This window comes from Dactylosporangium sp. CA-139114 (assembly GCF_050955725.1).
In the GTDB taxonomy this organism is placed as follows: domain Bacteria; phylum Actinomycetota; class Actinomycetes; order Mycobacteriales; family Micromonosporaceae; genus Dactylosporangium.
In genome coordinates this window covers 9,564,234-9,588,959 of the sequence record NZ_CP192080.1, presented here as the reverse complement: position 1 = coordinate 9,588,959, position 24,726 = coordinate 9,564,234, and the positions used below count along the sequence as shown (strand labels likewise).

At 69.8% G+C, this 24,726-nt stretch carries 23 protein-coding genes, 4 tRNA genes and 3 pseudogenes; 19 read left to right on the top strand and 11 right to left on the bottom strand.

What is annotated here, in order from left to right:
- Window positions 1-83: 83 nt before the first annotated feature.
- Together ACQP2P_RS43100 and ACQP2P_RS43095 are read left to right on the top strand one after the other, a co-directional pair.
- On the top strand, window positions 84-701 hold the full coding sequence (locus tag ACQP2P_RS43100) for a TetR/AcrR family transcriptional regulator (protein WP_433611030.1): 618 nt from the start codon (window positions 84-86) through the stop codon (window positions 699-701).
- A gap of 1,228 nt (window positions 702-1,929) precedes the next feature.
- Window positions 1,930-2,304: a hypothetical protein gene (locus ACQP2P_RS43095; protein ID WP_433611028.1), complete on the top strand. Its 375-nt coding sequence runs from the start codon at window positions 1,930-1,932 to the stop codon at window positions 2,302-2,304.
- 91 nt (window positions 2,305-2,395) lie between these two features.
- Here ACQP2P_RS43095 and ACQP2P_RS43090 read toward each other — a convergent pair.
- The 3 genes and pseudogenes from ACQP2P_RS43090 to ACQP2P_RS43080 form a co-directional block, all read right to left on the bottom strand.
- A pseudogene (locus tag ACQP2P_RS43090) lies at window positions 2,396-3,081 on the bottom strand (HAD family hydrolase).
- Window positions 3,078-3,585: pseudogene (locus ACQP2P_RS43085) on the bottom strand (hypothetical protein); the annotation flags it as partial. The pseudogenes ACQP2P_RS43085 and ACQP2P_RS43090, both read right to left, overlap by 4 nt.
- Before the next feature lie 942 nt (window positions 3,586-4,527).
- Window positions 4,528-4,608, bottom strand: a tRNA-Tyr gene (locus ACQP2P_RS43080).
- A gap of 101 nt (window positions 4,609-4,709) precedes the next feature.
- Between ACQP2P_RS43080 and ACQP2P_RS43075 the strand changes: the two genes are divergently transcribed.
- A complete protein-coding gene (locus tag ACQP2P_RS43075; protein WP_433080862.1) occupies window positions 4,710-5,204 on the top strand; it encodes a YajQ family cyclic di-GMP-binding protein in 495 nt (164 codons plus the stop codon).
- 261 nt (window positions 5,205-5,465) lie between these two features.
- Here the strand turns inward: ACQP2P_RS43075 and ACQP2P_RS43070 are convergent, their stop codons facing one another.
- From ACQP2P_RS43070 to ACQP2P_RS43035, 8 genes and pseudogenes are all read right to left on the bottom strand, one after another.
- Entirely contained in the window at window positions 5,466-5,606 is a 141-nt protein-coding gene (locus tag ACQP2P_RS43070) for a hypothetical protein (protein WP_433611026.1), read from the bottom strand.
- 122 nt (window positions 5,607-5,728) lie between these two features.
- On the bottom strand, window positions 5,729-6,604 hold the full coding sequence (gene htpX, locus ACQP2P_RS43065) for a zinc metalloprotease HtpX (RefSeq protein WP_433611024.1): 876 nt from the start codon (window positions 6,602-6,604) through the stop codon (window positions 5,729-5,731).
- An 82-nt stretch (window positions 6,605-6,686) separates the two neighbouring features.
- Window positions 6,687-8,189 carry an NADH-quinone oxidoreductase subunit N gene (locus tag ACQP2P_RS43060; protein ID WP_433611022.1) on the bottom strand — a complete coding sequence of 501 codons (1,503 nt, stop codon included), beginning with the start codon at window positions 8,187-8,189 and terminating at the stop codon, window positions 6,687-6,689.
- Window positions 8,186-9,796 (bottom strand): complex I subunit 4 family protein, encoded by a 1,611-nt coding sequence (locus ACQP2P_RS43055; protein ID WP_433611020.1) that lies wholly within the window; start codon window positions 9,794-9,796, stop codon window positions 8,186-8,188. Before ACQP2P_RS43055 ends, ACQP2P_RS43060 begins: the two co-directional genes overlap by 4 nt.
- Window positions 9,793-11,634, bottom strand: coding sequence for an NADH-quinone oxidoreductase subunit 5 family protein (locus ACQP2P_RS43050; protein WP_433611018.1), 1,842 nt, complete (start codon window positions 11,632-11,634; stop codon window positions 9,793-9,795). Before ACQP2P_RS43050 ends, ACQP2P_RS43055 begins: the two co-directional genes overlap by 4 nt.
- A 236-nt stretch (window positions 11,635-11,870) precedes the next feature.
- Window positions 11,871-12,236 (bottom strand): annotated as a pseudogene (gene nuoK / locus ACQP2P_RS43045) (NADH-quinone oxidoreductase subunit NuoK); the annotation flags it as partial.
- Window positions 12,237-12,534: 298 nt separating this feature from the next.
- The gene (locus ACQP2P_RS43040) at window positions 12,535-13,056 is read right to left on the bottom strand and encodes an NADH-quinone oxidoreductase subunit J family protein (protein WP_433080850.1); all 522 of its coding nucleotides are present in this window, start codon (window positions 13,054-13,056) and stop codon (window positions 12,535-12,537) included.
- A 96-nt stretch (window positions 13,057-13,152) separates the two neighbouring features.
- The gene (locus tag ACQP2P_RS43035) at window positions 13,153-13,701 is read right to left on the bottom strand and encodes a NuoI/complex I 23 kDa subunit family protein (protein ID WP_433619517.1); all 549 of its coding nucleotides are present in this window, start codon (window positions 13,699-13,701) and stop codon (window positions 13,153-13,155) included.
- A gap of 58 nt (window positions 13,702-13,759) precedes the next feature.
- Between ACQP2P_RS43035 and ACQP2P_RS43030 the strand changes: the two genes are divergently transcribed.
- From ACQP2P_RS43030 to rplJ, 16 genes are all read left to right on the top strand, one after another.
- Window positions 13,760-14,203: a hypothetical protein gene (locus ACQP2P_RS43030; protein ID WP_433611015.1), complete on the top strand. Its 444-nt coding sequence runs from the start codon at window positions 13,760-13,762 to the stop codon at window positions 14,201-14,203.
- Between the two features lie 429 nt (window positions 14,204-14,632).
- Window positions 14,633-14,845 carry a hypothetical protein gene (locus tag ACQP2P_RS43025; RefSeq protein ID WP_433611013.1) on the top strand — a complete coding sequence of 71 codons (213 nt, stop codon included), beginning with the start codon at window positions 14,633-14,635 and terminating at the stop codon, window positions 14,843-14,845.
- 67 nt (window positions 14,846-14,912) lie between these two features.
- Entirely contained in the window at window positions 14,913-17,450 is a 2,538-nt protein-coding gene (locus ACQP2P_RS43020; protein ID WP_433611011.1) for a putative bifunctional diguanylate cyclase/phosphodiesterase, read from the top strand.
- A gap of 271 nt (window positions 17,451-17,721) precedes the next feature.
- Window positions 17,722-17,794: transfer RNA gene (locus ACQP2P_RS43015), tRNA-Thr, on the top strand.
- Between the two features lie 32 nt (window positions 17,795-17,826).
- Window positions 17,827-17,899, top strand: a tRNA-Met gene (locus ACQP2P_RS43010).
- Window positions 17,900-18,010: 111 nt separating this feature from the next.
- The gene (gene rpmG / locus ACQP2P_RS43005; RefSeq protein ID WP_033357682.1) at window positions 18,011-18,178 is read left to right on the top strand and encodes a 50S ribosomal protein L33; all 168 of its coding nucleotides are present in this window, start codon (window positions 18,011-18,013) and stop codon (window positions 18,176-18,178) included.
- A gap of 243 nt (window positions 18,179-18,421) precedes the next feature.
- On the top strand, window positions 18,422-18,868 hold the full coding sequence (locus ACQP2P_RS43000) for an FAS1-like dehydratase domain-containing protein (protein ID WP_433611009.1): 447 nt from the start codon (window positions 18,422-18,424) through the stop codon (window positions 18,866-18,868).
- A gap of 3 nt (window positions 18,869-18,871) precedes the next feature.
- Window positions 18,872-19,285 carry a MaoC family dehydratase gene (locus ACQP2P_RS42995; RefSeq protein WP_433611007.1) on the top strand — a complete coding sequence of 138 codons (414 nt, stop codon included), beginning with the start codon at window positions 18,872-18,874 and terminating at the stop codon, window positions 19,283-19,285.
- A 107-nt stretch (window positions 19,286-19,392) separates the two neighbouring features.
- Window positions 19,393-19,465, top strand: a tRNA-Trp gene (locus ACQP2P_RS42990).
- Window positions 19,466-19,675: 210 nt separating this feature from the next.
- On the top strand, window positions 19,676-20,161 hold the full coding sequence (secE, locus tag ACQP2P_RS42985; protein ID WP_433080838.1) for a preprotein translocase subunit SecE: 486 nt from the start codon (window positions 19,676-19,678) through the stop codon (window positions 20,159-20,161).
- A 156-nt stretch (window positions 20,162-20,317) separates the two neighbouring features.
- The gene (gene nusG / locus ACQP2P_RS42980) at window positions 20,318-20,953 is read left to right on the top strand and encodes a transcription termination/antitermination protein NusG (RefSeq protein WP_433090385.1); all 636 of its coding nucleotides are present in this window, start codon (window positions 20,318-20,320) and stop codon (window positions 20,951-20,953) included.
- A 228-nt stretch (window positions 20,954-21,181) separates the two neighbouring features.
- Window positions 21,182-21,613 carry a 50S ribosomal protein L11 gene (gene rplK, locus ACQP2P_RS42975; protein WP_350619877.1) on the top strand — a complete coding sequence of 144 codons (432 nt, stop codon included), beginning with the start codon at window positions 21,182-21,184 and terminating at the stop codon, window positions 21,611-21,613.
- An 80-nt stretch (window positions 21,614-21,693) separates the two neighbouring features.
- Entirely contained in the window at window positions 21,694-22,425 is a 732-nt protein-coding gene (gene rplA / locus ACQP2P_RS42970; protein WP_433080836.1) for a 50S ribosomal protein L1, read from the top strand.
- Between the two features lie 61 nt (window positions 22,426-22,486).
- Window positions 22,487-23,215: an ATP-binding cassette domain-containing protein gene (locus tag ACQP2P_RS42965; protein WP_433611004.1), complete on the top strand. Its 729-nt coding sequence runs from the start codon at window positions 22,487-22,489 to the stop codon at window positions 23,213-23,215.
- A complete protein-coding gene (locus ACQP2P_RS42960) occupies window positions 23,212-23,901 on the top strand; it encodes a hypothetical protein (protein ID WP_433611002.1) in 690 nt (229 codons plus the stop codon). Before ACQP2P_RS42965 ends, ACQP2P_RS42960 begins: the two co-directional genes overlap by 4 nt.
- 241 nt (window positions 23,902-24,142) lie before the next feature.
- On the top strand, window positions 24,143-24,691 hold the full coding sequence (gene rplJ, locus ACQP2P_RS42955; protein WP_433611000.1) for a 50S ribosomal protein L10: 549 nt from the start codon (window positions 24,143-24,145) through the stop codon (window positions 24,689-24,691).
- Window positions 24,692-24,726 lie beyond the last annotated feature (35 nt).

The window sequence follows — 24,726 nt, the reverse complement described above, 5'->3', positions numbered from 1 at the left end:
ACGTACAACTCCTGAATGGACTAGACGGTCCAGCCAAGGTAGCAATTTCTGGACCGATCGGTCCACATGGCTAGGATGTGCTGGTGAGCACGTCCCTGACGCCGAAGGGGGCCGCGACCCGGGAGCGCATCGTGGCCGGCGCGGCGGCACTTCTGCGCGAGCGCGGCGTCGATGAGGTGTCGCTCGACGACATCCGGGCCGCGACCGCCACGAGCAAGAGCCAGCTCTTCCACTACTTCCCGGACGGGCGCGCCGGACTCCTGCTGGCCGTCGCGCGGCACGAGGCTTCAGCGGTACTGCTCGACCAAGAGCCCCACCTCACCTCCCTCGGCCCTCCGGAGTCCTGGGCGGCCTGGCGGGACGCGGTGGTCGAGCGCTACGAGGCCCAGGGCACGCGGTGCCCCCTGGCGGCCCTGACGCGCCAGCTGGCCCCGACGAACCCAGAGGTGCGGCCGATCGTGTCGGACCTGCTCGAGACCTGGCGAACGCGACTCACCGAGGGCGCGCGCCGAGCCGGCGCCCCCGACCCGGAGCGGTCGGGGCTGGTCATCCTGGCGGCGGTGCAGGGTGGCGTCGGCATCCTGATGGCGACCGGGGACTCGACGGCGCTGCGGGTGGCCCTGGACGCGGCTTTGGCCGAGGTCGGCAATGCAAAAGGGCCCGTCGGTGACGGGCCCTTCAGACTTGCCGGTGGCGGGTAGAGGATTCGAACCTCTGTAGCTTTCGCGACGGATTTACAGTCTTAGAAATAGGTGCTGCTCTACCTGCAAAAAGACCTGCTGTCGGCTCCCCGTTGTCGCGTCACGGTTGCAGAGGTACTTGAGTCGGAGCCGCCAAGAAGGGCAGGTCACCGCAGCTCCACTCCCGTCTAGATCCTCGACGCTTCCCATCAATCCCCCGTCGCCGAATCACCTCGCATTGATGGTGGACTTGAACGGAAAAGTCCGTTCTGTCCGCAAATCACTCTCGTGGCTGCTCCGATGAGGTTGAGGCGTGGGCCATCAGGATTGTGTTCTCCATCGATCAGCGTCCTTGGTGACCACATCAGTCTGAAAGTTGCCACAGGCAGTGGATTCGTCCTTGACGTCATTCCGATCTTGTCGCCTCAAGTGGCAGAGTTGGAAGGACACGCCAGTTGGTCAGGACTAGACCGGCGAATTAATTGGTGGCAGTCTCCATCGGAATGAGTGGTATGTCGGGTGTGGAAAAGTTCGGCAGGCGATGGCTGGACTACTTTCTCGGGAAGCGTTGGTGGCAGGGCGTTGGCGCGCTACTGACTCTCGTTTCGATCGTTGTCGCAATCGTCTCGTGCGGCCCGAGCCGTGACGATTCCAAACCGTCGAACCAAATAATTGGAAACTGCAACGCGCAGGGCGGGAGCAATACCGTACAGTGCGCGGAGAAGCCTAAATGAAAGCATCTTGGCGGCTTGGCATGGCGGCATCAATTGCACTTGCACTTATTCCTGGGCTCGGGGCGTGCTTTCTGAGGCAATCGGACGATAAAATCGTTCCGAAAGGGTCGGCTCCTTCCCTTGGGGCGGAGGCCGTAGGCCCGCAGATTGTGGGAAACTGTAATGCCCAGGGAAAAAACATAGTCATCAGCTGCGTGTTCTTGCCATCTTCGTCCTCGATGGCGAAGGTTTTTGTTGAGACTAGCAACTACACGGACGTTTGGTTCGACGCGTCGCCAGAGAAGCTGCCATGGCCGCCGTCTTTCAAAAGTGATTGGGCACACTGCCGAGACTGGGACTCATGGCTCCGTGGAGCCTCAAACGTGTATTTCGATAGCCCTGAAGTGTTATTTAGCATGCTTGCCGGAGATCCGGATGTTCTTGTTGTAAAAAATATCACGGCTACTATCTATCGGCGTAGCTCTCGGCAAATCGGGTCCGGAACATGGGTGAAGTGTAGGTGGAATGGCGGAGACGTGGACCCCTTCTACAACGCCACTATTGATACCAATAAGGGTACTACCGAAATACTGGAAAATGGTCTCGCTGCAGGCGGCCAGGACGACCGAAAGTACCCAATGCCCCCAGGCTCAGTTACGCTGAAGCAGAAGGGTTATGCCACTATTCGTTTGAGTGTCAACTCTCAAGAGCAATTTCGGTACGAAGGAGCGATTGTTATTGACGCAATCATCAATGGAAACGAGGTTCAGTATAGGATTGGCGACCAGGATCATCCCTTGAGATGGATAACACGTGCGGACTCGGAAGACTACGGGCAGCACGCCTTTTATGGTTGGGATTCCCGGCAGCGTGCTTGGGTGAAGAATTACTCCCCTCCATCTCAACAATAGGCGCATATTCGATCTACCTAAGCTCGTAGATGTAGAGTCTAAAGAGGCCCGCCGTTCTTAAGTAGAGCGAAATGCGGCGCGATGGTTCCTCTCATAGCGCCTCCAGGTATAAGGCAGCATCGGCCATGCTCGTTATTACTATGTCGGCCTTCAGCTCCCTGAAGCGGCTAACCTTAGAGGCCTTGTCGGCGTAGGCGATTACTGGCACGCCGGCAGCTTGTGCGCCCTCGATGTCGAACAGAGAGTCGCCGATTAGTACGCATCTGCTGGCTTCACCTGGAGCGCGGCAGCCGCGCGCAATAGCGGCTCTGGGCTAGGTTTCATCCGTTCGGGGTCGGCGTAGGCGCGGCCAGAGATGAAGGCGACGTAGTCCTTAAGGCGGTGCTCTTGGAGGTAGGCCTCGATTGCGCCGGCAGAGTTGTTGCTTACGATCGCCACCGGCCGCCCAGATTCGCGAGAGGATTCGATCACAGCTCGGCCGTTTGGCTCTGGAATCGCGGACTCAACGGCAAGTAACTCGGCCCGGCAAAGCCCATCCTCTACCTCCCGGAGCAGATGGGGCTTGCCAACGGTCGCCGACCAGCGAAGCACCTCCATCGGGTCGGTCTCGGAGCGGATGCCTTCGGCGAGGTTCACGCCGCGCGCTTTAACCATGTCGAGTAACTCGGCTGCGATCTGGGGGGCGGGGTAGCCGCCGAAGATGGAGCACACCGGCCCGTCGAAGTCGAGCAGGATCGCCCGGCTGCGGGCCAGCAGCCCGCGCAGGTCGTCGTTCATCCCTGGTACTCCCTCGCCACGCTGTCCCACACCGAGTCGAACCACTGCTTCGACGCCGTCACGAACTGCGTGCCATGCGACCAGGCCGAGGTCGCTGAGCTCGTGCACCTGGTCGACGATCGCGTCGAGCGACCGGTGCGAGATGCGCTCCATCCGTTCCCGCACGATCGGGTCATCGGCGCCGGTGTCGGCTCGTGCCGGCAGAGCCATGGGCACGCCCATGTCGGACACCAGGACCCGGATGGCGATGCGTTTGGGCACCAGCTGGCCCGCGCGCACCCGGTCGAGCACCTCGGCCAGGGCCCCCTGGAGCGTCTCGCCGAGGAACCCGGCGAAGTCAATGGTCACGTCTTCGCGCTCGAACGCGGCCTCCAGGTGCGGCCGCAGCTCGACCGGCCGCTGGGTCTGCGCGCGCACGAACACGCCGCTGCCCTGCCGCGACACGATGAGCCGCTCCGCGCGCAGCGCGTCGAGCGCGCCCTTCACCGTCTCCCGGGCCACGCCGCCGCACCTCACCAGCACCGTGGCGTGGCTCCAGGCGAACACCGTTGCGCTGTCGGCGCTCAAAGAGGCCGCGCTGGTCCGGAAGGTGCTCGACACCCTCGCCTTGCGTAGCAGCGACGGCAAGCCCGCCGCCGCGACCGTGACCCGCAAACGGGCGGTGTTCTCCAACTCCCTGCGGTACGCCGTCGAGCTGGGCGTGCTCGACGTACACCCGCTCTCGCTGGTGAGCTGGACGGGGCCGAAGAAGGACGAAGGCGTCGATCGGGCCGTTGTCGCCAACCCGAAGCAGGTCGCCGACCTCCTGGCCGCCGTGGCCGAGGAGAGCCCCGAGCTGGAGGCGTTCTTCGGCTGTATGTACTACGCCGGGCTGCGGCCGGAGGAGGTGCTCCACCTCCCCGCCGACGAGTTCGAGCGACCGCCGAAGCCGGGCGCGTTGGGCTGGCTGCACCTCACGGGCGCGACGGTGGCGGTCGGTCAGGGCTGGAGCAACGAGGAGGAGGTCACCGAGAACCGCGGGCTGAAGCACCGCGCGAAGACGGCCACCCGGCGCGTGCCGGTGGCGCCGCCGCTCGCCGAGCTGCTCGCGCGCCACATCGCGGAGTACCCACCCGCTGAGAATGGCCGGCTGTTCGTCACCCGCAAGTGGCTGAACGCGGGCGTACCAGGCCACCCAGGTCGCCGAGCGGGCGGGCAACAGCGTGAAGGTGCTGCTGGACGTGTACGCGAAGTGCCTGGACGGGGGAACCGAGGCCGCGCTGTACCGCATCGGCCTCGCGCTGGGCCTCGACCAGGGCGAGGACGAGGAGGCGGCGGCCTAAACCGTGGTCGCGTATTGGTCGCGACGGGTGAGATCTGCCTGTCCCGAGTGAGACGCAGTGGGACCGACGAGAGAGGCCCGCGACCCGGGGTTTCCCCTGGTCGCGGGCCTCTCTGTACTGCCAGTGGCGGGTAGAGGATTCGAACCTCTGTAGCTTTCGCGACGGATTTACAGTCCGCTCCCATTGGCCGCTCGGGCAACCCGCCTGGCGGAAGCCAGAATAGCGGTAGGCCCCGGGGGCAATGCAAACGGGTACCCTCGGCACGCCCACAACCGTCTTCGCACGCAGTAACCGGGAGCGTCTGCCATGGCTTCGGCACCCTCGTTCGACATCGTCAGCAAGGTCGACCGGCAGGAGGTCGACAACGCGCTCAACCAGGCCGAGAAGGAGCTGGCGCAGCGGTTCGACTTCCGCGGCACCGGCGCTGAGATCAAGTGGGCCGGGGAGGAGACGGTGGCCCTCCAGGCGGAGACCGAGGAGCGGGTCGTCGCCGCCCTCGAGGTCTTCAAGGAGAAGCTGGTCAAGCGCAACATCTCGCTCAAGTCCCTCGACGCGGGCGAGCCCCGCCCGTCCGGCAAGACCTTCAAGATCGACGCCAAGATCGTGCAGGGGATCGAGTCGGACAAGGCCAAGGCCATCTCGAAGAAGATCCGCGACGAGGGCCCGAAGGGCGTGCAGGCCCAGATCCAGGGCGACCAGCTGCGTGTGACCGGCAAGAAGAAGGACGACCTGCAGGCCGTCATCACCCTGCTCAAGCAGGAGGACTTCGGCATCGCCCTGCAGTTCACCAACTACCGCTGACCTGGCGCTGCTCCGGCTCGCCCGCGGGCCGGAGCAGTCAGTGCCCCCGGAGCGTTCAGCGGCGCTTGCCGGGCTGCGCGACGTGGGTCTGGGGTGGTCAGCGGCGCTTGTTGCGCTGCACGACGTGGGCCTGGAGCGGTCAGCGGCGCTTGTTGCGCTGCACGACCACCACCACGACGGCGGTCACGATCACGGCCACCACCACCACGACGCAGCAGCACAGAACTTCCCACGGCCGGATCGCACCCATAGCCGCGCAGCCTAGCCGAGTGACACCTCCGCCGTTGACCCGTCTCGATCGACAAGATCGCGGAGGTCGCTGGGCGCGCGGACGAGCAGGAAGCTGTCCGTGTGGCGGATCTCGATGTCGAGCTCGCCGGCCTCGTCCGGATCGGTCAGCACGACTTGGAGCGTCTGAGCCATGGCTGCCGACCCTACAGGGCGGCCGGTTTCGCATCGCTCGTGTGAGTGAACGGCGAGCGCTGACCGGCGGACACCGGTCAGCGCTCGTCTTCGGCTAAGGGTCACCGGTGCAGCGCGAGCCCCGCCATCTGCTCAAGCCGCGCCACCCGCTGCTCCATCGGCGGGTGCGTGGAGAACAGCGACGCGATCCCGCCCCCGCGCAGCGGGTTGTCGATCATCAGGTGCGCCTGGCTGGCCAGCTGCCCGTCGGCCGGCAGCGGCAGCGCCTGGGTGCCCCGGTGGATCTTCCGCAGCGCGCTGGCCAGCGCGAGCGGGTCCCCGGTGAGCTGGGCGCCCGACTCGTCCGCCTGGTACTCCCGGCTCCGGCTGATCGCCAGCTGGATCACGGTCGCGGCCAGCGGTCCGAGGATCATCATGAGCAGCAGCCCCGCGAGGCCGGGCCCCTCCTCGTCGTCGTCGGACCCGCCGAGCGGCAGGAAGATCGCGAGGTTGGCGAGCATGGTGATCATCCCGCCGAGCGCCCCGGCCACGCTCGAGATCAAAATATCCCGGTTGTACACGTGTGACAGCTCGTGTCCGATGACGCCCCGCAGTTCACGCGGCGTGAGCGTCTCGAGAATCCCCGAGGTGACCGCGACGGCCGCGTTCTGCGGATTGCGCCCGGTCGCAAACGCGTTCGGCTGCCGGGTCGGGCTGATGTACAGCCGGGGCATCGGTTGCCCGGCGCTGGTCGCCAGCTCGCGAACCATCGCGTAGAGCTGGGGCGCCTGGGCCTCGGTGACCGGCTGCGCGTTCATCGCGCGCAGGGCGATCTTGTCGGAGTAGAAGTAGCTGAACGCGTTCATGGCCAGCGACAGGAACACGGCGATGACCAGACCGGTGCTACCGCCGAGCCAGTAGCCGACAAGCAGAATGAGCGAGGTCAGCAACCCGAGCAGGGCTGCCGTCTTCACGCCGTTGAAATGCCTGTGCTGCATGTCACCTACAACAGCGCGACTCCCCGTACTCTTCCCGACGCTCGCCGTGAGCTGGCTGAGAGTCATGCCGAGAAGCTGATCGTCAGCCGAATGTCCCCGCGGCGCGCATCACCAGCTCGGGGCCGAAGCCCACCAGCACGGCCACGACCGCGGCGGCCCCCACGGAAGCGGCGACCGGCCACGGCACCCGAGCGCGCGGCGTCGCGGCCGCCGGCCCGTCGCCCGGTGCGGCGAAGAAGGTCGCGCCCACGCGCACGTAGTACGCGAGCCCGATCACCGCGTTCACCGCGACCACGATCGCCAGCCAGGTGGCGTCCCCGCCGAGCAGCGATCGGACCACCGCCACCTTCGCGAACAGCCCCGCGAGCCCCGGCGGCAGCCCCGCGAGCCCGGCCAGGGCCAGCACCAGCACCGCGGTCAGCCAGGGCGAGCGCCGGGCCAGCCCGCGGTAGTCGGCGATCTCGCCGCCGTCGGCCGCCCCGCGCACCGCGACCAGCGCCCCGAACGCGGCGAACTCGAGCACCACGTAGAAGAAGGCGTACCCGATCGCGGCCGCCACCAGCAGCGGCGTCACCTTGCCGGCGGCGACCAGCGCCCCGAGCGGCGCGAGCAGATAGCCGGCCTGCGCGACCGACGACCAGGCGAGCAGCCGCACCATCCGCCGCTGCCGCAGCGCCACGAGGTTGCCGACGGTCATGCTCAGCACGGCCAGCACCGCGAGCGTCAGCCCCGAGGTCGACAGCACCGGCCGGGCCGCCGAGACCCCGACGAGCAGCAGCGCGACGACCCCGCCCAGCTTCGACGCGGTCGAGAGGTACGCGGCGACCGGCAGCGGCGCCCCGTCGTAGGTCGCGGGGGCCCACGCGTGCGCGGGCACCGCCGCCACCTTGAACCCGAGCCCGACCAGCAGCAGCACCACGCCGACCTTGAGCATCGCCCCGGTCGCGAGCCCCGCCGCGCCGGCGTCGGCCGGCTGCCCGGCCAGGTGGGCCTGCCCCGCCGCGATGTCCGAGAAGTGCACCCCGCCGGTCGCGGTGAACACGAGCGCCGCCCCCAGCAGCGCGATCGCCGTCGACACGACGCTCACCACGAAGAAGGTGACCGCCGCCGTCGCGCCCTCGCGAGCCCCGCGGCGCAGCCCCACCAGCAGGTACAGCGGCAGGGTCAGCGTCTCCAGCGCCACGATCAGCGTGATCAGATCGCGGGCGCCGCCCAGGACCACGGCCCCGGTCAGCGAGCAGGCGAGCAGGAAGCAGTGCTCGCCGACCGGCACCTCGCCGGTCCGCAGCAGCGGCACCGACAGCGCCAGCGCCCCGAGCGCGAGGGCCGCGAACACGCCGGCGACGATCGCCGTCGCCGGGTCGAGCACCAGCGAGCACTGGTCGGGCCCGACGCAGAAGGCGGTCCGCCGCTCGCCCCCGGCCCCGGCCGCGATCGCCGCGGCGAGCACCCCCGCCATCCCGAGCGCCGTGGCGCCCATCACCGGCCCCCGCCGCCCCGGTACGAACAGATCCACGAGCAGCGCGAGCACGGCCGTCCCCGCCGCCACGTACGCGGGAATCAGCGCCACCTGGTCGATCCTCATCGCCCGAACACCCCCGCGAGTGCCTCGACGGCCGCGTTGGACCAGCCCAGCGCCAGCGCCGGCGCCACACCCACGGCGAGCGTGAGCACGATCAGCGGCGCCCAGGCGACCAGCTCACCCGCGGTCAGCCGGGCCGCCGTCCGCCCGCCGCCGTCGTCCACCGGGCGACCGGGTTCTTCGCCACGGGGGAGCGGCGCGCCGGGTGGCGCCGCGCCCACGAGCGCGGGCAGCGGCCGGGCGAGCGCGGCGACGTCGGGCGTGGCCGCGCCGTGGGTGACCCGGCGCAGGAGCCGCAGGAAGTACGCCGCCGCCAGCGCCGCCCCCGCCGCGGCCAGCACGCCCAGCGTGGTCCACAGGGGCCCGCCCCGCTGGAACGCCGCCACCACCGCGAACGCCTCGCCCCAGAACCCGGCGAGCCCCGGCAGGCCGAGCGACGCGATCGCCGCGAAGGCCAGCACCCCGCTCAGGGCCGGAGCCGTCTCGCGCAGGCCGCCGAGCCGGTCGAGGTCTCCGGTGTGGGTGCGGTCCTTGATGCCGCCGGCGACGAAGAACAGCAGCCCGGTGACGATCCCGTGCGCGATGTTGCCGATGAGCGCCGCCTGCATGCCCGTCGCCGTGAGCGTGGCCACGCCCAGCAGGACGAAGCCCATGTGACCGACGGAGGAGTACGCGATCAGCCGCTTCAGCTCCGTCTGCGCCAGGCAGATCAGGCCGCCCGCGAGGATCGCCGCCGTCGCGAGGATCCCCAGCACCGGCGCGCTGCGGGCCGCGCCGTCCGGCGCCACCCCGACGGCGATCCGCAGCAGCCCATAGGTGCCCATCTTCAGCAGCACCCCGGCCAGGATCACCGACCCGACCGTCGGCGCCTCGGTGTGGGCCGCCGGCAGCCAGGTGTGCAGCGGCCAGAGCGGGCTCTTCACCGCGAACGCGAGCGCCAGCAGCACGAACGCCAGCAGCTGCATGCCCGCCGACATCGGCCGCACCGCCGGGTCGCTCAGCGCCACCAGGTCCCCGGTGCCGGACGACGACACGACCACGAACACGCCGACCAGCAACAGCACCGAGCCGAACAGGGTGTAGAGCACGAACTTCCGCGCCGCCCGCCGCCGATCGGCCCCGCCCCAGACCGCGATCACCGCGTACATCGGCAGGAGCACGACCTCGAAGAACACGAAGAACAGCACCAGGTCGAGCGCGAGGAACACCCCGGTGATGCCGGTCTGCAGCACCAGCAGCAGCGACACGAGCAGCCGCCCGCGCCCCGGCTCCGGCACCCGCCAGAGGCAGTAGGCGCAGCAGAGCACGGTCAGCAGGGCGGTCAGCGCGACGAGCGGATAGGAGATGCCGTCCACGCCGATGTGGAACCGCAGGCTCAGCGACGGCGCCCAGGGCGCGTCGATCTCGGCGAACGGCTCGATCCGCCGCACCCCGGTGGTCTCGGTGCGCGCGAGGCCGAGGGCGACGACGACCCCGGCGGTGGCCGCCGCGAACACCGTCCCGCCGACCCGCCCGGCCCGGTCGAGCCGGGCCGGCATGGCGGCCGCGAACGCCGCCCCGATCGCCGGCAACAGCAGCGTGGCGAGCAACAACGTCTGTGCGGAGCTCATCGCCCCACCCCCAGCGCGATGACGATCACGGCCGCGAGCACCACGCCGCCGGCCAGCACCGCGGTCGCGGCCCGGGGCAGCGCGGCGCTGTGGGCCCGGGCGAGCAGCCCGCCGAGCCCGCCGGCCCCGGAGCCGACCCCCTCGACGGCCCCGTCCACGAGCCCTTCGTCGCCGCGGCGGGCCAGCCGCGCCAGCGCGGCCACCGGCCGCGTCACGAGAGCGTCCTGCACGGCATCCAGATAGAAGGCGTTCGTGAGCAGCCGCCCGAGCGCCGTGTCGGGCGGCGCGGCGGCCGGATCGCGACGCCAGGCGAACAGCGCCCCGGTGGCCAGCAGCACGAGCGCGACCAGCGACATCCAGCCCAGGTGCGCCACCGGCTCGCCGGCGCCGAGCCGCTCGCTGAAGCCGGTCAGCAGCCCGGCCAGCCCGAGCAGCGCCGCCGGCACGGCCAGGACCAGCAGCGGCCCCCGCATCGCCCACGGCGGCTCGTGCCCGGCCTCGGCCGCGGCGGTGCGCGGCGTGCCGAAGAACGTCCGGCGCCAGAGCCGCACCACGTAGGCCGCGGTCAACGCCACCGTCACCCCCGCCGACCCGAGCACGATCCACGCGACCCCGCGCGGCACCGGCCCGGACCCGGTCATCGCCTCGAGGATCGCGTCCTTGCTCCAGAACCCGGCCAGCGGCGGCACCCCGGCCAGCGCCCCGAGCCCGATCGTCATGGTCCAGAACGTCGCCGGCATCCGGCCGCGCAGCCCGCCCATCGCCGACATCAGGTTGGTGCCGACCGCGTGGATCACCGACCCGGCCGCGAGGAATAGCAGCGCCTTGAACGCCGCGTGGGTGAGCAGGTGGAACAGCGCCGCCGAGGGCGCGCCGACCGCCAGCGCCCCCGTCATGTACCCCAGCTGGCTCACCGTCGACCAGGCGAGCACCCGCTTGATGTCGTCCTGCCCGAGCGCACTGAGCGCGCCGAGGAGCATGGTCACCGAGGCCATCACCGCGAGCACGACCATCGCCGCGGTCGAGCGCTCGAACAGCGGGTACAGCCGGGCGACCACATACACCCCGGCCGCCACCATCGTCGCCGCGTGGATCAGCGCCGAGATCGGCGTCGGGCCGGCCATCGCGTCGGGCAGCCACGTGTGCAGCGGGAACTGCGCGCTCTTGCCCGCCACCCCGGCGAGCAGCAGCACACACGCCGCGGTCAGCGTCCCGCCGGAGACCGCCCCCGACCGCGCCGCCGCGAACACCTCGGCGATCCGGAAGCTGTGCGCGTGCAGCCCCAGCACCACGATCCCGAGCAGGAAGCCGACGTCGCCGACCCGCGTCACCAGGAACGCCTTGACCGCGGCCCGCGGCGCCTCGGGCAGCCGCCGATCGTGCCCGATGAGCAGGTATGAGCAGATGCCCATGACCTCCCACCCCACCAGCAGCGCGATGAGGTCCCCGGACACGACCACCAGCAGCATCGCGCCCGTGAACAGGCTCACCTGCGCCGCATACGGCGCATATCGCTCGTCGTCGTGCAGGTAGGCGACGGAGTAGACCTGAACGCAGAGCGCGACCACGCCGACCGCCACGGCGACCAGACCCGCCGGCCCGTCCAGCCACGTCCCGAACGTCACCGTGAGCCGCCCGAACTCGGCGATCGTCACCCCGGCGTCGGCGCCGCGAACCCCCCGCACCGCGACCGCGATCGCGCACGCGAGCGCGACGGTGGCCCCGCCCACCCCGAGAAGAGCGGCAAAGCCCCGCATCCGGTACCGCAGCAGCAACCCCACCAGCCCCGCCGCGACGGGCACCCCGGGCAGCGCGGCCCCCAGCGCATCGACGCTCACCGAGCCACCCCCGTTCCGCCCGCGTCCGGCTCTTCCACCGCTTCATCGGATCGAGGGCCGGCACCGGTTCTCGCCGCGCCCGCCTCGCCGCCGCCCACTCCCCCGTCCGGCACTGGGACTGGGACTGGGACGGGCACCGCACCCTCCCGCTCTGGCTCCTGCGACGGGTCTGGGGTCGGCGCCGCACCCGGCTCCGGCTCCGAGTTGGCGGCCGGCGCCGCACCGGGGTCCGGCGGCGGGGCCGGCACCGCGCCCGGCTCCGGCGACGGGGAGGTCGACGGTCCGGGAGGAGGCGATCCGTCGCCGAGCGGGAGGTCGTCGACGCCGACCGTGCGCCGCAACCGGTACAACTGCAGGATCAGAGCCAGTCCGACCCCGATCTCCGCGGCCGCCAGGACGATCACGAAGAGCGTGAAGGACTGCCCGGCCTTGGGCGCCGCGGCCCGGATGGTCGCGTCGGCGGTCACGAACACCAGGTTGACCGCGTTGAGCATGAGCTCGACGGCCATGAGCAGCAGGACGGCGTTGCGGCGCACCAGCACGCCGTAGACCCCGATGCCGAACAGCAGGCCGGCGATGGTGAACGGCAGCACGGGATGCATCAGCCGCGCCCCCGTCCGCTCGGGGCAAGCCGGGAGATGCCGGCCGCTCGCGAGCCGCGGGCCGGTCGGAAACTGCGAGCCGGCCGGGAGATACAGGTCGGCCCGGCGGCGCGGGCCGGCCTGGAGCTGCGGACCGGTACGGCGGCGCGGGCCGGCCTGGAGCTGCCGACCGGTACGGCGGTGCGAGTCGGCCGGGAGTTGAGCACCGGCCGGGAGACGCAGGCCGGCCTGGAGGTGTGGGCAGGCCGGGAGATGCGGGCCGGTGCGCGGCCGCTTGCAAGCGTCGGGCGTGGTGTCATCAGCCACGCCTCCGTTCCGCCGCGCGGCCGCCGATGTCCGGGCGGGACACCACGATCGCGCCCACCAGCGCCGCCAGCAGCAGCACCGACACGAGCTCGAAGGGCAGGACCCACGTGCGGAACAGGGCCGCGCCCAGGCGCTCGGCGGTGCCCGGCTCCGGCATCGCGACCCGCGTCCACCGGAACGCGTCGATGAACAGGGCCGCGAGTCCCAGCCCGGCACCGGCGCCGATCAGGGCCCCGGGCCACCGGGTGCGATCGAGGTCGTCGCTCGCCCCGATCGGAGCCCGGGTGAGCATCACCGCGAAGAGCAGGAGCACCACGACCGCGCCGACGTAGACCAGCACCTGCACCCAGGCGACGAGTTCGGCGGTGAGCACCAGATAGAGGCCGGCGATCGCGCCCAGGGCGACGACGAGCCAGAGCCCGGCCCGCACGACGTGCCGGGTGGTCACAACCAGGAGGCCGGCGCCCAGCGCCACAGCGCCGAGCGCCAGCGTGAGCACGTCGGCCACGGTCATCGCTGCGCCACCCTCATGGCCGACATCCTGCCATCCGGGTATGACAGGAATCGACCGCCGGGCCGCCTCGCGATCAGCCTGGGTTCGTGCGCAACGTCAGGATGCGTTCGACTCGCGGGCGGCGCGCTTGGCGGCGGCCGTCTGCTCCTTGGCCGGCTCGCCCCGCGGATCGTGGGCGGGTGGCGCCGGCACGGTGGGCACCCACTCCTCGAGCCGCTCCTTCTCGTGCAGCAGGTCGCGGATGTCGTGCTCGGCGTACTCGAACTCCGGCGACCAGTGCAGCGCGTCGAACGGGCAGACCTCGACGCAGATCCCGCAGTACATGCAGAGGGAGAAGTCGATCGCGAACCGGTCGAGGACGTTGCGCTGGCGGGGCCGCGCGGCGCCGGGGACCACAACCTCTTCCTTGTGCGAGTCGATGTAGATGCACCAGTCCGGGCACTCCCGTGCGCACAGCATGCACACGGTGCAGTTCTCCTCCTGCAGCGCGATCACGCCACGGGAGCGGGGCGGGAGGTCAGGCTCGACGTCCGGGTACTGCTGCGTGTGCGACCGCTTCGTCATCGTGCCGAGCGTGACGGCCAGCCCCTTGGCGAGGCCTTTTCCCGGGAACTCCACATTCGGAAGGTAACACCGCACCCGGATGGGTGGAGGCGCCCGACGAGCCCCAAAAAATGTCGTACACCTGTTCTAAGATGTCCCCATGAATGAGCGACGGTGGTGGAACGGCAGCTGGTCTCGGCTCACGCGCCGCGACGTCTACGTGCGCAACGCGGCCGACGGCCGGTGGGATGTGGAACTGCGCCGGGGCGGGCCCGAGGGGCGCGTGCGGACCCGCGAGTTCGGCTCCGAGCGGGAGGCGATCGAGTGGATCGAGGCCACGGTCGTCGGCGCCGAGCCGAACTGGCGCGAGGTCGCCCCCATCCGGTCCAAGGGAAAGGGGCGCGGCCGTCGCGGCGCGGTCCGGGTCGGGCCGGACGGTGGCAGCGTCAGGCGGGTCGCGCCGGGTGGAGGCGGCGGGCGGGTCGGGTCGGACGGAGGCGGCGGGCGGGTCGTGCCGGACGGTGGCAGCGTCAGGCGGGTCGCGCTGGGCGGTGGCAGCGGCGGGCGGGTCGCGCCGGACGGTGGCGGCGGGCGAGTCGCATGAGGGGGTGCCGGGTCCGTCGGTGGCGGGGCGGATGGCGAGGTGGCCGGCCGCGAGTGAGGGCGACGTGCCGGACACGTCGGACTTGCGGCGACATGTGAAGTCGTTCGGATACTTACGATCATTCGGACGGGCGGAAGAACGGGGGTCCGATTTGTGTGAGCTTGCAGAGACCGAACGGTCGGCGGCGGCGAACGGCGGATGTGGAGTTTGACGGAGGCCGACTCCTGACGACGCCAAAACGTTGCGGACAAGCTGCGACGAGTGAGCTGATATAGCCGGTTCGCCAGCCCTGAAATCGGCCGAAAGGTCGATTCTTCCGCGAGGCCACGTCATCTTGGCCCGCGCTCTGTTGGTCCTGACGTGGCGTGTGGCACGATCGTGGGTAACCAAACCGGGCCACGTGTCACAGCGATCGCATGGGAGCAAGAGATGCGCGATAAGACGCTAGGCCGGTGGATTGTGCGGTTGGCGGTGACGGTCGGGGCCGGCTCGCTGGCGTTAGGGCTGTCCACCGCTGCGGCCCACGCTGACGAGTCCACTTACGCCCGATTCAGTGCTCACCCGACGACGTTGGTCGGCGCGGCGCGGCTGAGCCCGGCGCAGGAGCAAATGTTCGTCACCGAGGACTATAGCTGGGAGTGATCGGGTCGTCGCCATCGCAGCCGGCGACGGTCGATCATGGCCACTGCTGTGCGCGAATGGGGAACTGGTGCCCGCACCGAAGACGCCGATCAGGCGTGCTGACACTCACGCCTGGCTGATCACCGGTCCACTTCTGTTCCTCGGCGTCCTGATGGCCCTGCCGGGGCTGCTCTCCGACCAGTCGTACCCGATCACGCACAACATCCAGTACGCGCCCGTGCTGCTGCTGTTCGCGATCGTGGCGACCCACACGCAGCTGAGGCTGGACGTGCGTCGGCAGGTGCTGGCGATCGGGATGAACGACGTCCCGATCCTGCTGGCGCTGTGCTACCTCTCGCCGGTGCTGGTGATCGTCATCCGGATCATCGCCAGCCTCAGCTGGAACGTGCTCAAGCTGAGGCTGGGCCCGCACAAGGTCGCGTTCAACGCCGCCAGTCACTTCGCGGGCGTCGCCGCGGCCACGCTGGTCGTCGCCGAGCTGCACATCGGGGAGCCCCGCGAGCCGCGCACCTGGCTGGTGCTCGCGCTCGCCATCGTTGCGAGCAACATCATCAACCTCGCGGCGATCTCGGGCGTCATGGCGATCGTGCAGGGCATCGCGCACCTGCCGCAGTTCCTGCGCACGGCCCTGCCGGGGCACGCGGTGATGGGCGTCGGCATCGTGCTCGGCCTCGTGATGCTGCTGACGCTGCAGGCCAACCCGTGGGCGAGCCTGCTGCTGATCTTCATCGCGATCGCGCTGGTGCTGGGCAACCGGGCCTACGCGCGGTTCCTGCGCCAGCACAAGAGCCTCATGGAGATGTACGGACTGACCCGCGACATCGCCAGCACCAACCACGACGGCACCCTGCCCGACGTGCTGCTCGGCCGGGTCCGGGCGCTGCTCGTCGCCGACTCCGCGTCGCTCTGGCTCCCGCATCACGGGCGGCACCAGGAGGTGCTGCTCTCCGCGCGCTTCGACTACCCGGGGCTGCTCGACGCCGCCCCGACGCCGGATCTCTTCCGCGAACTCGCGATGCGCAGCGGGCGCACGATCGCCGTCGGCCCCCGCGTCGGCGACCCCGAGCTGCGCGTGGCGCTGCAGGAGGCGTCGGTCAAGGACATCATCGTGGTCCCGCTGCGCTCCGGCGGCGTCACCATCGGCACGCTCGAGGTGGCCGGACGGCTCGGCGAGCGCACCGCGTTCGGCAAGGACGACGTGCAGCTGATCGAGACGCTCGCGGCGCACACCGGCGTCGCGGTCGAGAACAGCCGGCTCGTCGACCGGCTCCAGTTCGACGCCAACCACGACTCGCTCACCGGCCTGGCCAACCGCCGCCGGATGCTCGAGGCGCTCGGCGAGGCGATGACCGGCCGCGGGCCGCGCGAGGTCGTGGCCGTGCTGCTGTTCGACGTCGTCGCGCTGCGCCAGGTCAACGACTCGCTCGGGCACGCCGCCGGCGACAAGGTGCTCGCCGAGGTGGCCCGGCGCCTGCGGACGCTCGCGCCGCAGGGGGCGCTGGTGGCCCGGGTCGGCGACGACGAGTTCGCGATCGAGCTGCGCACGGCCAGCGCCGACGCGGCCGCGACCGTCGCGGACACGTTGCGCCAGGGCCTGCGCGATCCGATGGTGATCGACTCGCTGACGATCGACATCGACACGTACGTCGGAATCTCGATCTATCCCGAGCACGGCTCGGACCCCGAGGAGCTGGTGCAGCGGGCCCACGTGGCCACGCACGTCGCGAAGTCGCGGGGGATCGTGCAGGTCTTCAACGCCGGCCTGCAGTCCCGCGCGGTGCGGCGGGTCGGGCTCGCGGCCGACCTGCGCACGGCTCTCGCCGGTGGCGAGCTCGAGGTGTACTTCCAGCCGAAGGTCGCCCTCTCCGACCGCCGGCTCGTCGGCGTCGAGTGCCTGGCCCGCTGGGAGCACCCCGTGCACGGCCAGGTGGCGCCGCCGGACTTCGTGGCCGTGGCCGAGCACACCGGCCAGCTCGGCCGGCTCAACGGCGTGGTCCTGCGCGAGGGCATCCGCCGCGCCCGCGAGTGGGCCGACGCCGGACGGCCGCTCGTCGTCGCCGTGAACCTCTCGGCCCGCACGCTGGGCGACTCGGACCTGCCGCTGCAGATCTCGGAGCTGCTCGACGAGCACGGCGTCCCCGCGGACCGGCTGATCCTGGAGATCGCCGAGGACGAGGGCCTGCTCGTCGGCGGCCGCGCCCTGTCGACCCTCACCCGCCTGCGCGATCTCGGCGTGCGGCTCTCCGTCGACGACTTCGGCGCCGGGCGCTCGTCGTTCGCCGACCTCAGCCGACTGCCGGTGCAGGAGGTCAAGATCGACCGTTCGTTCGTGCAGGGCATGGCCACCTCGCCCAGCGACCTCGCCATCGTGCGCACGATCGTGGACATGGCCCGCCACTTCGAGCTCGACGTGGTCGCCGAAGGCGTGGAGAGCGAGCTGACGCTCGGGCTGCTCGAGGACATGCGCTGCGACATGGGCCAGGGCTTCCTGTTCAGCCGCCCGCTGCCCTACGAGCGCTTCGAGTCCTGGCTGCAGGTCCAGACCGCGGAGGATTCGGCCGAGGCCCCGGCGGGCGAGGTCCGCTGGCTGCGCGCCGTCCCGTAGCCGAACGCGGAGGCGCAGGGCAGTCGAACGCGGAGGCCCACTCCAGCCAGCCGGAGGCGGACGCGCCGGGCGGCAGGAGGCGAAAGCGGCTGACGGTGAGGGCGCAGGGCGAGCCTCGAACGCCGCGCGAGCGAGGCGGGGAGCAGGGGGCCAAGACGCGCCGAAAAGGGCCTCTGAGCTGGGAGAAGACCGAAAGTTGGTAAGTCGATTTCGTGCCCGGCCGGGGGCCGTGTACGCTTAGCGAGCGCGTGTACGGGAACGTACGCGATGCGCCCCCTTAGCTCAGTCGGCAGAGCGTCTCCATGGTAAGGAGAAGGTCTACGGTTCGATTCCGTAAGGGGGCTCGAGACCGGGCTTGAGACATCGAGTCCGCCGCGGCGGTGTAGCTCAGATGGCAGAGCAAGCGGCTCATAATCGCTGTGTCGCCGGTTCAAGTCCGGCCACCGCTACAGAAGCACCACTGGGACGCCCGATTGGGCGTCCGTCTGTGTGAGCCGTTATGATGGTTCGCTGGATCTGATTCCGCCCCACCTGAACGTTCTGAAGGAAGGCACTTCGCCATGGCCAAGGCGACCGACGTTCGTCCGAAGATCACGCTGGCGTGCACGGAGTGCAAAGAGCGGAACTACATCACGAAGAAGAACCGCCGCAACGACCCGGACCGCATCGAGCTGAAGAAGTTCTGCCCGCGCGACGGCAAGCACACCGTCCACCGCGAGACCCGTTAGTCGCTGCGCAGCACGAGCGTTCGATGAAGCCCCGGCCCCGATGGGACCGGGGCTTCATCGCGTACCCGGGCGGTTGGAGCCGCAGAAACGACCACCCCCCCCCGACCGTGGGTGGGGGAGAGTCGCCGCGGGAGCGACCGGCCCGTAACCGGGAGGCCGGAGAAGCCGTGCGCGGGGGGAGCCGCCGCAGGAACGACCGGCCTGCGACCGGAGCGCTTGGGCGTTACCGGTAAATTTCAGGTCATGCCGCTGGATCAGTCGTTCTTGGGCCGGGTGTACCCGCCGACCCCGCCCTACGAGGTAGGCCGGGAGAAGATCCGCGAGTTCGCGGACGCGGTCTTCGCCGCCGACCCCGTGCACCGAGACCTCGCCGAGGCGCGCGCGAGGGGCTACAGCGACGTGATCGCCCCGCCGACGTTCGCCATCATCCTGAGCCAGAACGCCGGCCAGCAGCTCGTCGACGACCCCACGTTCGGCATGGACTACAGCCGGGTGGTGCACGGCGGCCAGACGTTTCGCTACGTGCGGCCGATCCAGGCCGGCGACCACCTCGTCACGGTCATGACGGTGGAGGAGATCAGCAGCCGGGCCGGCCACGCGTTCCTGACCACGCGGCACGAGGTGGCCACCGTCGAGGGCGAGGCCGTCGTGACGATCTGGACCCGGCTCGTGATTCGTGGGGAGGGCTGAACGATGCAGCCAGGTACCGAGTTCCCGGCCCAGACGTACCGGGTCACCAGGGCCGCCCTGGTGCGCTACGCGGGCGCGTCCGGCGACTTCAACCCGATCCACTGGAGCGACCGCCAGGCGACCGCTGTCGGACTGCCCGGCGTCATCGCGCACGGCATGCTGACCATGGGTCTGGCGGGCCAGGCGGTGGCGTGCTGGGTGGGCGGAACAGCGGCGATCGTGGAATTTTCCACCCGCTTCGCGAATCCGGTCGTCGTGCCCGACGACGACAAGGGCACCGAGGTGGTCATCAGCGGGGTGGTCAAGAAGATCCACGACGACGGCCTGGTGCAGATCGACGTGACCGCGACCTGCGAGGGGGACAAGGTCCTGGGGGCCGCGAAGGCACTCGTTCGGAACAACGACGACAACCGGTAGAGGGGGGTGGTTGGGATATCCCGCCGACAACCCGTACACTGGTCCGCCGTGGGGTGAGCAACCCGACACCGTCCTGTCCGGACCTGTCGGAGCTGCCTTCCTCGCGAAGGGGTGTGGCGCAATTGGTAGCGCAGCGGTCTCCAAAACCGCAGGTTGCAGGTTCGAGTCCTGTCGCCCCTGCGCCGAAGGCCTGACCTGGGTCTGGTGCGCCCGGCCGGAAGGCCGGGACGTCGACCACAGCGGTCACGGTTGGTCCGACCGCGTGCCACCGGCTTCTCGCCGGTGTCCCGCGAACCGAGCCGAACCGGTGGTCGACGGGTCCAAGGGCCCGGGTTCTCGCTGTCGGCCGACACGGACCGAGCACTCGCGAGATCACGGAAGAGGGCGAAAGTGGCCGAACGCAGGCGACGCGGGACCAACCCCGCCGACGATCGCCGTGAAGAGGAGCTCAGCGCCGAGGACGCCGCTATCGAGGAAGAGTTCGCCGACGAGCTGGACAGCCTCGACACCGCGGACGACGTCGATGACGAGATCGACGAGGACGATGACCTCGACGAGGAGACCGCGAGCAAGAACGGCCGGTCCAAGGACAAGTCCAAGGACGCCAAGTCGAAGGACCTCAAGACCAAGGACGGCAAGAAGGTCAAGGTCAAAGAGGGCAGCTCGAACAACATCTTCGCGCGGCTCATCAACTTCATCCGCGAGGTTGTCGCCGAGCTGCGTAAGGTTATCTGGCCGACCCGCAAGGAGCTGACCACCTACACCCTCGTCGTAGTGGTGTTCGTGATCATCATGCTGGCCATCGTCGGCGGCCTCGACTTCGGCTTCGCCAAGCTCGTCCTCTGGTCCTTCGGCAACGGCAACGCCGACCAGTAAGGGCACCGGCCGACCGGGCGGAACGCCGCCGATGAAGGCCGGACCAGCACAGACGGCGACCCGAAGATCAGACAGACGGAAGTGAGCAGCGTGCAGGAATTCGACGAGACGCCCGGTACCGACGACGACGAGCAGCACGAGGAAACGTCGACGGTGATGACGGCCGACACCCCGCCGGTGACGACCGACGCCGAGGACCCCGTCGCCGAGCTGCGTGCCGCACTGCGCTTCGCACCCGGTGACTGGTACGTCGTGCACTCCTACGCCGGCTACGAGAACAAGGTCAAGACGAATCTCGAGACCCGCATCACGAGCCTCGACATGGAAGAGTTCATCTACCAGGTCGAGGTCCCGACTCGTGAAGAGGTCGAGATCAAGAACGGCAAGCGCACGCAGGTGCAGAACAAGGTCTTCCCCGGCTACATCCTCGTCCGGATGGAGCTGACCCCGGAGTCGTACTCCTGCGTGCGCAACACGCCGGGCGTCACGGGCTTCGTCGGCGCGACCGACCGGGCCGACCGCCCGGCTCCGCTGTCGCTCGACGAGGTGCTCAAGTGGCTGGCCCCCGTCGTGCAGCAGGAGGGCGGGAAGAAGGCCGGCGGCAAGACCGAGGTCAAGGTCCTCGACTTCGAGGTCGGCGACTCCGTCACCGTCACCGACGGCGCCTTCGCCTCGCTCCAGGCGACCATCAGCGAGATCAACGCCGACCAGCAGAAGCTCAAGGTGCTGGTCTCGATCTTCGGTCGCGAGACCCCGGTCGAGCTCAACTTCAACCAGGTCACCAAGATCTGAGTCGTGACCCGGCCGAGGCCAGGTCACAAAAGACCCCGGCCGAGGCCGGGTCCCGAAGATCTGAGCACGACCTGGCCCCGGGCCAGGTCGAAGATCGAATTCGCCTACGGTACGCTTGAGCGTCCGGCCTCAGTTGCCGGGCGCTCAGTCGTGCGTAGAGACCGCCGCTAAGGCGAACTCGAGGAACAGCACGAAACCGAATTCCAGCCCAGGAAGACGAAAGCAGCCATGCCTCCGAAGAAGAAGCTCGTCAAGACCTTCACGCTTCAGTTGCCGGGCGGCCAGGCCACCCCGGCGCCGCCGGTCGGCCCCGCCCTCGGTCAGCACGGCGTGAACATCATGGAGTTCGTCAAGGCGTACAACGCCCAGACGGAGTCCATGCGCGGTGACATCATCCCGGCGCAGATCAGCGTCTACGAGGACCGCACGTTCACCTTCATCCTCAAGACGCCGCCGGCCGCGCGCCTGCTGCTCAAGGCCGCCGGTGTGCCCAAGGGCTCCGGCGTCCCGCAGAAGGACAAGGTCGGCTCGATCACCAAGGCTCAGCTCCGCGAGGTCGCCGAGAAGAAGATGGCCGACCTGAACGCGAACGACATCGAGATGGCCGAGCGGATCATCGCCGGCACCGCCCGCTCCATGGGCATCGTCGTCAAGGACTGACGCTCCGCACCGCACCGAACCGCACAAGTGGGAGGGCGCCCGCGGGCGTCCGCACTGAGACCACAGGAGAACTCAGCGACATGTCGCAGCACGGCAAGAACTACCGCAAGGTCGTCGACCTCGTCGACCGCAACGCGCTCTACAGCCCGATGGCCGCCGTCAAGCTCGCGAAGCAGACGACGACCGTGAAGTTCGACCCCACCGTCGAGGTGGCCATGCGCCTGGGTGTCGACCCGCGCAAGGCCGACCAGATGGTCCGGGGCACGGTCAACCTGCCGCACGGCACCGGCAAGACCGCCCGCGTCATCGTCTTCGCGCAGGGCCCCAAGGCCGCCGAGGCCGAGGCCGCCGGTGCGGACGCGGTCGGCACCGACGAGCTGGTCGCCCGCATTCAGGAGGGCTGGCTGGACTTCGACGCGGCGATCGCCACGCCCGACCAGATGGCCAAGATCGGCCGGATCGCGCGGATCCTGGGCCCGCGCGGCCTGATGCCGAACCCGAAGACGGGCACGGTGACCATGGACGTCACCAAGGCGGTCAACGAGATCAAGGGTGGCAAGATCACCTACCGGGTGGACAAGCACTCGAACCTGCACCTCATCATCGGCAAGGCGAGCTTCAGCGAGCAGCAGCTCGTGGAGAACTACGCGGCCGTGCTCGAGGAGGTCAACCGGGCGAAGCCCTCGGCGGCCAAGGGCAAGTACCTGCGGAAGATCTTCCTCACCACCACCATGGGCCCGGGCATCCCGGTCGACCCGAACAAGACGCGCAACCTCCTCGAGGACGACAGCGTCGTCACCGCCGCGGAGTAGTCAGCAGACTCCCAGCCAAGCGGGAACATCCGGGACAGCGTGCCTGTGGCACGCTGTCCCGGTGCGTTTGCAGGACGTGTGGTTTCGATACAGCCGCCGCGCACCCTGGACCCTGCGCGGGGTCGACCTGACCCTCGAGCCGGGGGAGACCGCGGTCGTGGCCGGCCCGAACGGGTCCGGGAAGTCCACGCTGCTGCAGCTGGCCGCCGGTGTGCTCCGGCCGGGTCGGGGCCTGGTCGCGCAGCGCCCCCCGGTCGTCGGCTGGGTGCCCGAGCGCTTTGCGGCGGATCAGCCGTTCACGGCGCGCGCCCATCTGCGGCACATGGCGGCCATTCGCGGCCTGGACGCCGACGAGGACATCGAGCGGTGGGCGCGCCGGCTGCACTTCGAGCACTTTCTCGACGTCCGGCTCAACCGGCTCTCGAAGGGCTCGGCGCAGAAGGTCGGCCTGGTCCAGGCGCTCCTGCGCCCGCCCGGGCTCCTGGTGCTCGACGAGCCCTGGGAGGGCCTCGACGCGCAGACCCGCGAGCAGGTGCCCGCGATCGTCGCCGAGGTCGTCGGTCGCGGCGGGTCCGTGCTGGTCAGCGACCACCTGGGGGAGGTCGCACGGCTGCCTGGCGCACGCCGCTGGCACGTTCGCGACGGTGAGGTGCACGCGGGCGAACGGTCGGCGCGCAAGACGGTGATCGAGCTGGCGGTCGACGCGTCGGAGGCGGGGGACGCGGTCTCGCGGTTGCGCTCGGCCGGTTTCGACGTGGTGGCGGTACGCGATGAGGTGCCCCTGTCATGACCGCCCTGATCCGCATGCGGCTGACCGGGTTCGTCCAGACGGGCCGTGCCGCCGCACCGCTGCTCGCCGCGCTCGTGGTGCTCTCCGTCCTCTACGGCGGCGGGCAGGCCCAGGCCGGCGAGGCCTACGGCGTCTCCGCGGCCGTGCTGTTCGTGGTGCTCGCCTGGCAGACCAAGGTGCTGCTCGACGTCGAGCCGGACGTGCAGCGCCGCCTCGGCCGGGTCGCGGTCGGCGGCGCCACGCGGGAGATCGCCGCCGGGCTGGCCGCCGCCCTGCTGGCCGGGCTGCCCCTGATCCTCGTCGCGATGGTCCTGCCATGGGTCGTCAACGGCGTGACGACACCGGGTCCGGGCGACCCGTCGCTGGCCACCGGCATCGCGCTCGGCCTGTGGGCGCACCTGCTGCTCCTGCTGCCGGCCGTGACGCTCGGCGCGCTGGCCAGCCGCGCGGTGACCGTCCAGGCGGCGCGGGGGCTGACCGTGCTCGTGGCCGGCATCGTGTTCACGATCGTCTTCGGCCTCAAGAGCTTCCCGGCGCCCTGGCTCGCCCCGCCGGTGATGGCCACGGCCCGTGACACCGTCGGCGGCGCCCACCTTCCCACGCTCACGGTCACGACCCTGTGGGGCATCGCGTGGACCGCAGTATTCGTGATCGTGTACGGCCGCATGCGGCTCGACCGCGCCTGATTTGGAGAAACGTCGAACCGTCGCGTATTTTGGTAGCGCAAACCCGAAGACCGCTGGTCATGTCCGCGTGAGCGGACATCGAAGGCCCCGCCGCAATGCGGGCGACCCGCGCAGGGCCGCGAACATGGTGTGAATGCCGGCGCCGCAACGTGCCGTCCTCCGCTCCGAGCGCCCCTGCGCCCGGGGCGTTTTTCATTGCTGGGGCCAGTGACTGGCACCGAAGCAACGAGAGAGGAGGGACATGGCGGACAAGCCGGTTCGAGACGACAAGGCCACGGCTGTCGCGGAGCTCACCGAGCAGTTCCGGGGCTCCTCGGCCACCGTGCTGACCGAGTACCGCGGCCTCACCGTGGCGCAGCTCAAGACCCTGCGCCGCAACCTGGGCCGCGAGACCACGTACGCCGTCGCGAAGAACACGCTCGCGAAGCGTGCCGCGACGGACGCGGGCATCAGCGGGCTCGACGATTTGTTCTCCGGTCCTACCGCGCTCGCCTTCGTCGGCGGCGACCCGGTGGAGGCGGCCAAGAGCCTCCGCGAGTTCGCGAAGACCAACCCGATGCTCGTCATCAAGGGTGGTGTCTTCGAGGGCAAGGCCATCAGCGCGGACGAGGTCCGTCGCCTGGCCGACCTGGAGTCCCGTGAGGTGCTGCTGGCGAAGCTGGCCGGCGCCATGAAGGGCAACCTGAGCAAGGCGGCGGCGCTGTTCCAGGCTCCGCTGTCGAAGGCGGCCCGCACCGCCCAGGCTCTGGTGGACAAGCGCGCGCAGGAAGCCGGTGGCGCGGCCGAATAAGTCCGGCCCGCCCCGATACCCAAACTTTTGAGAGG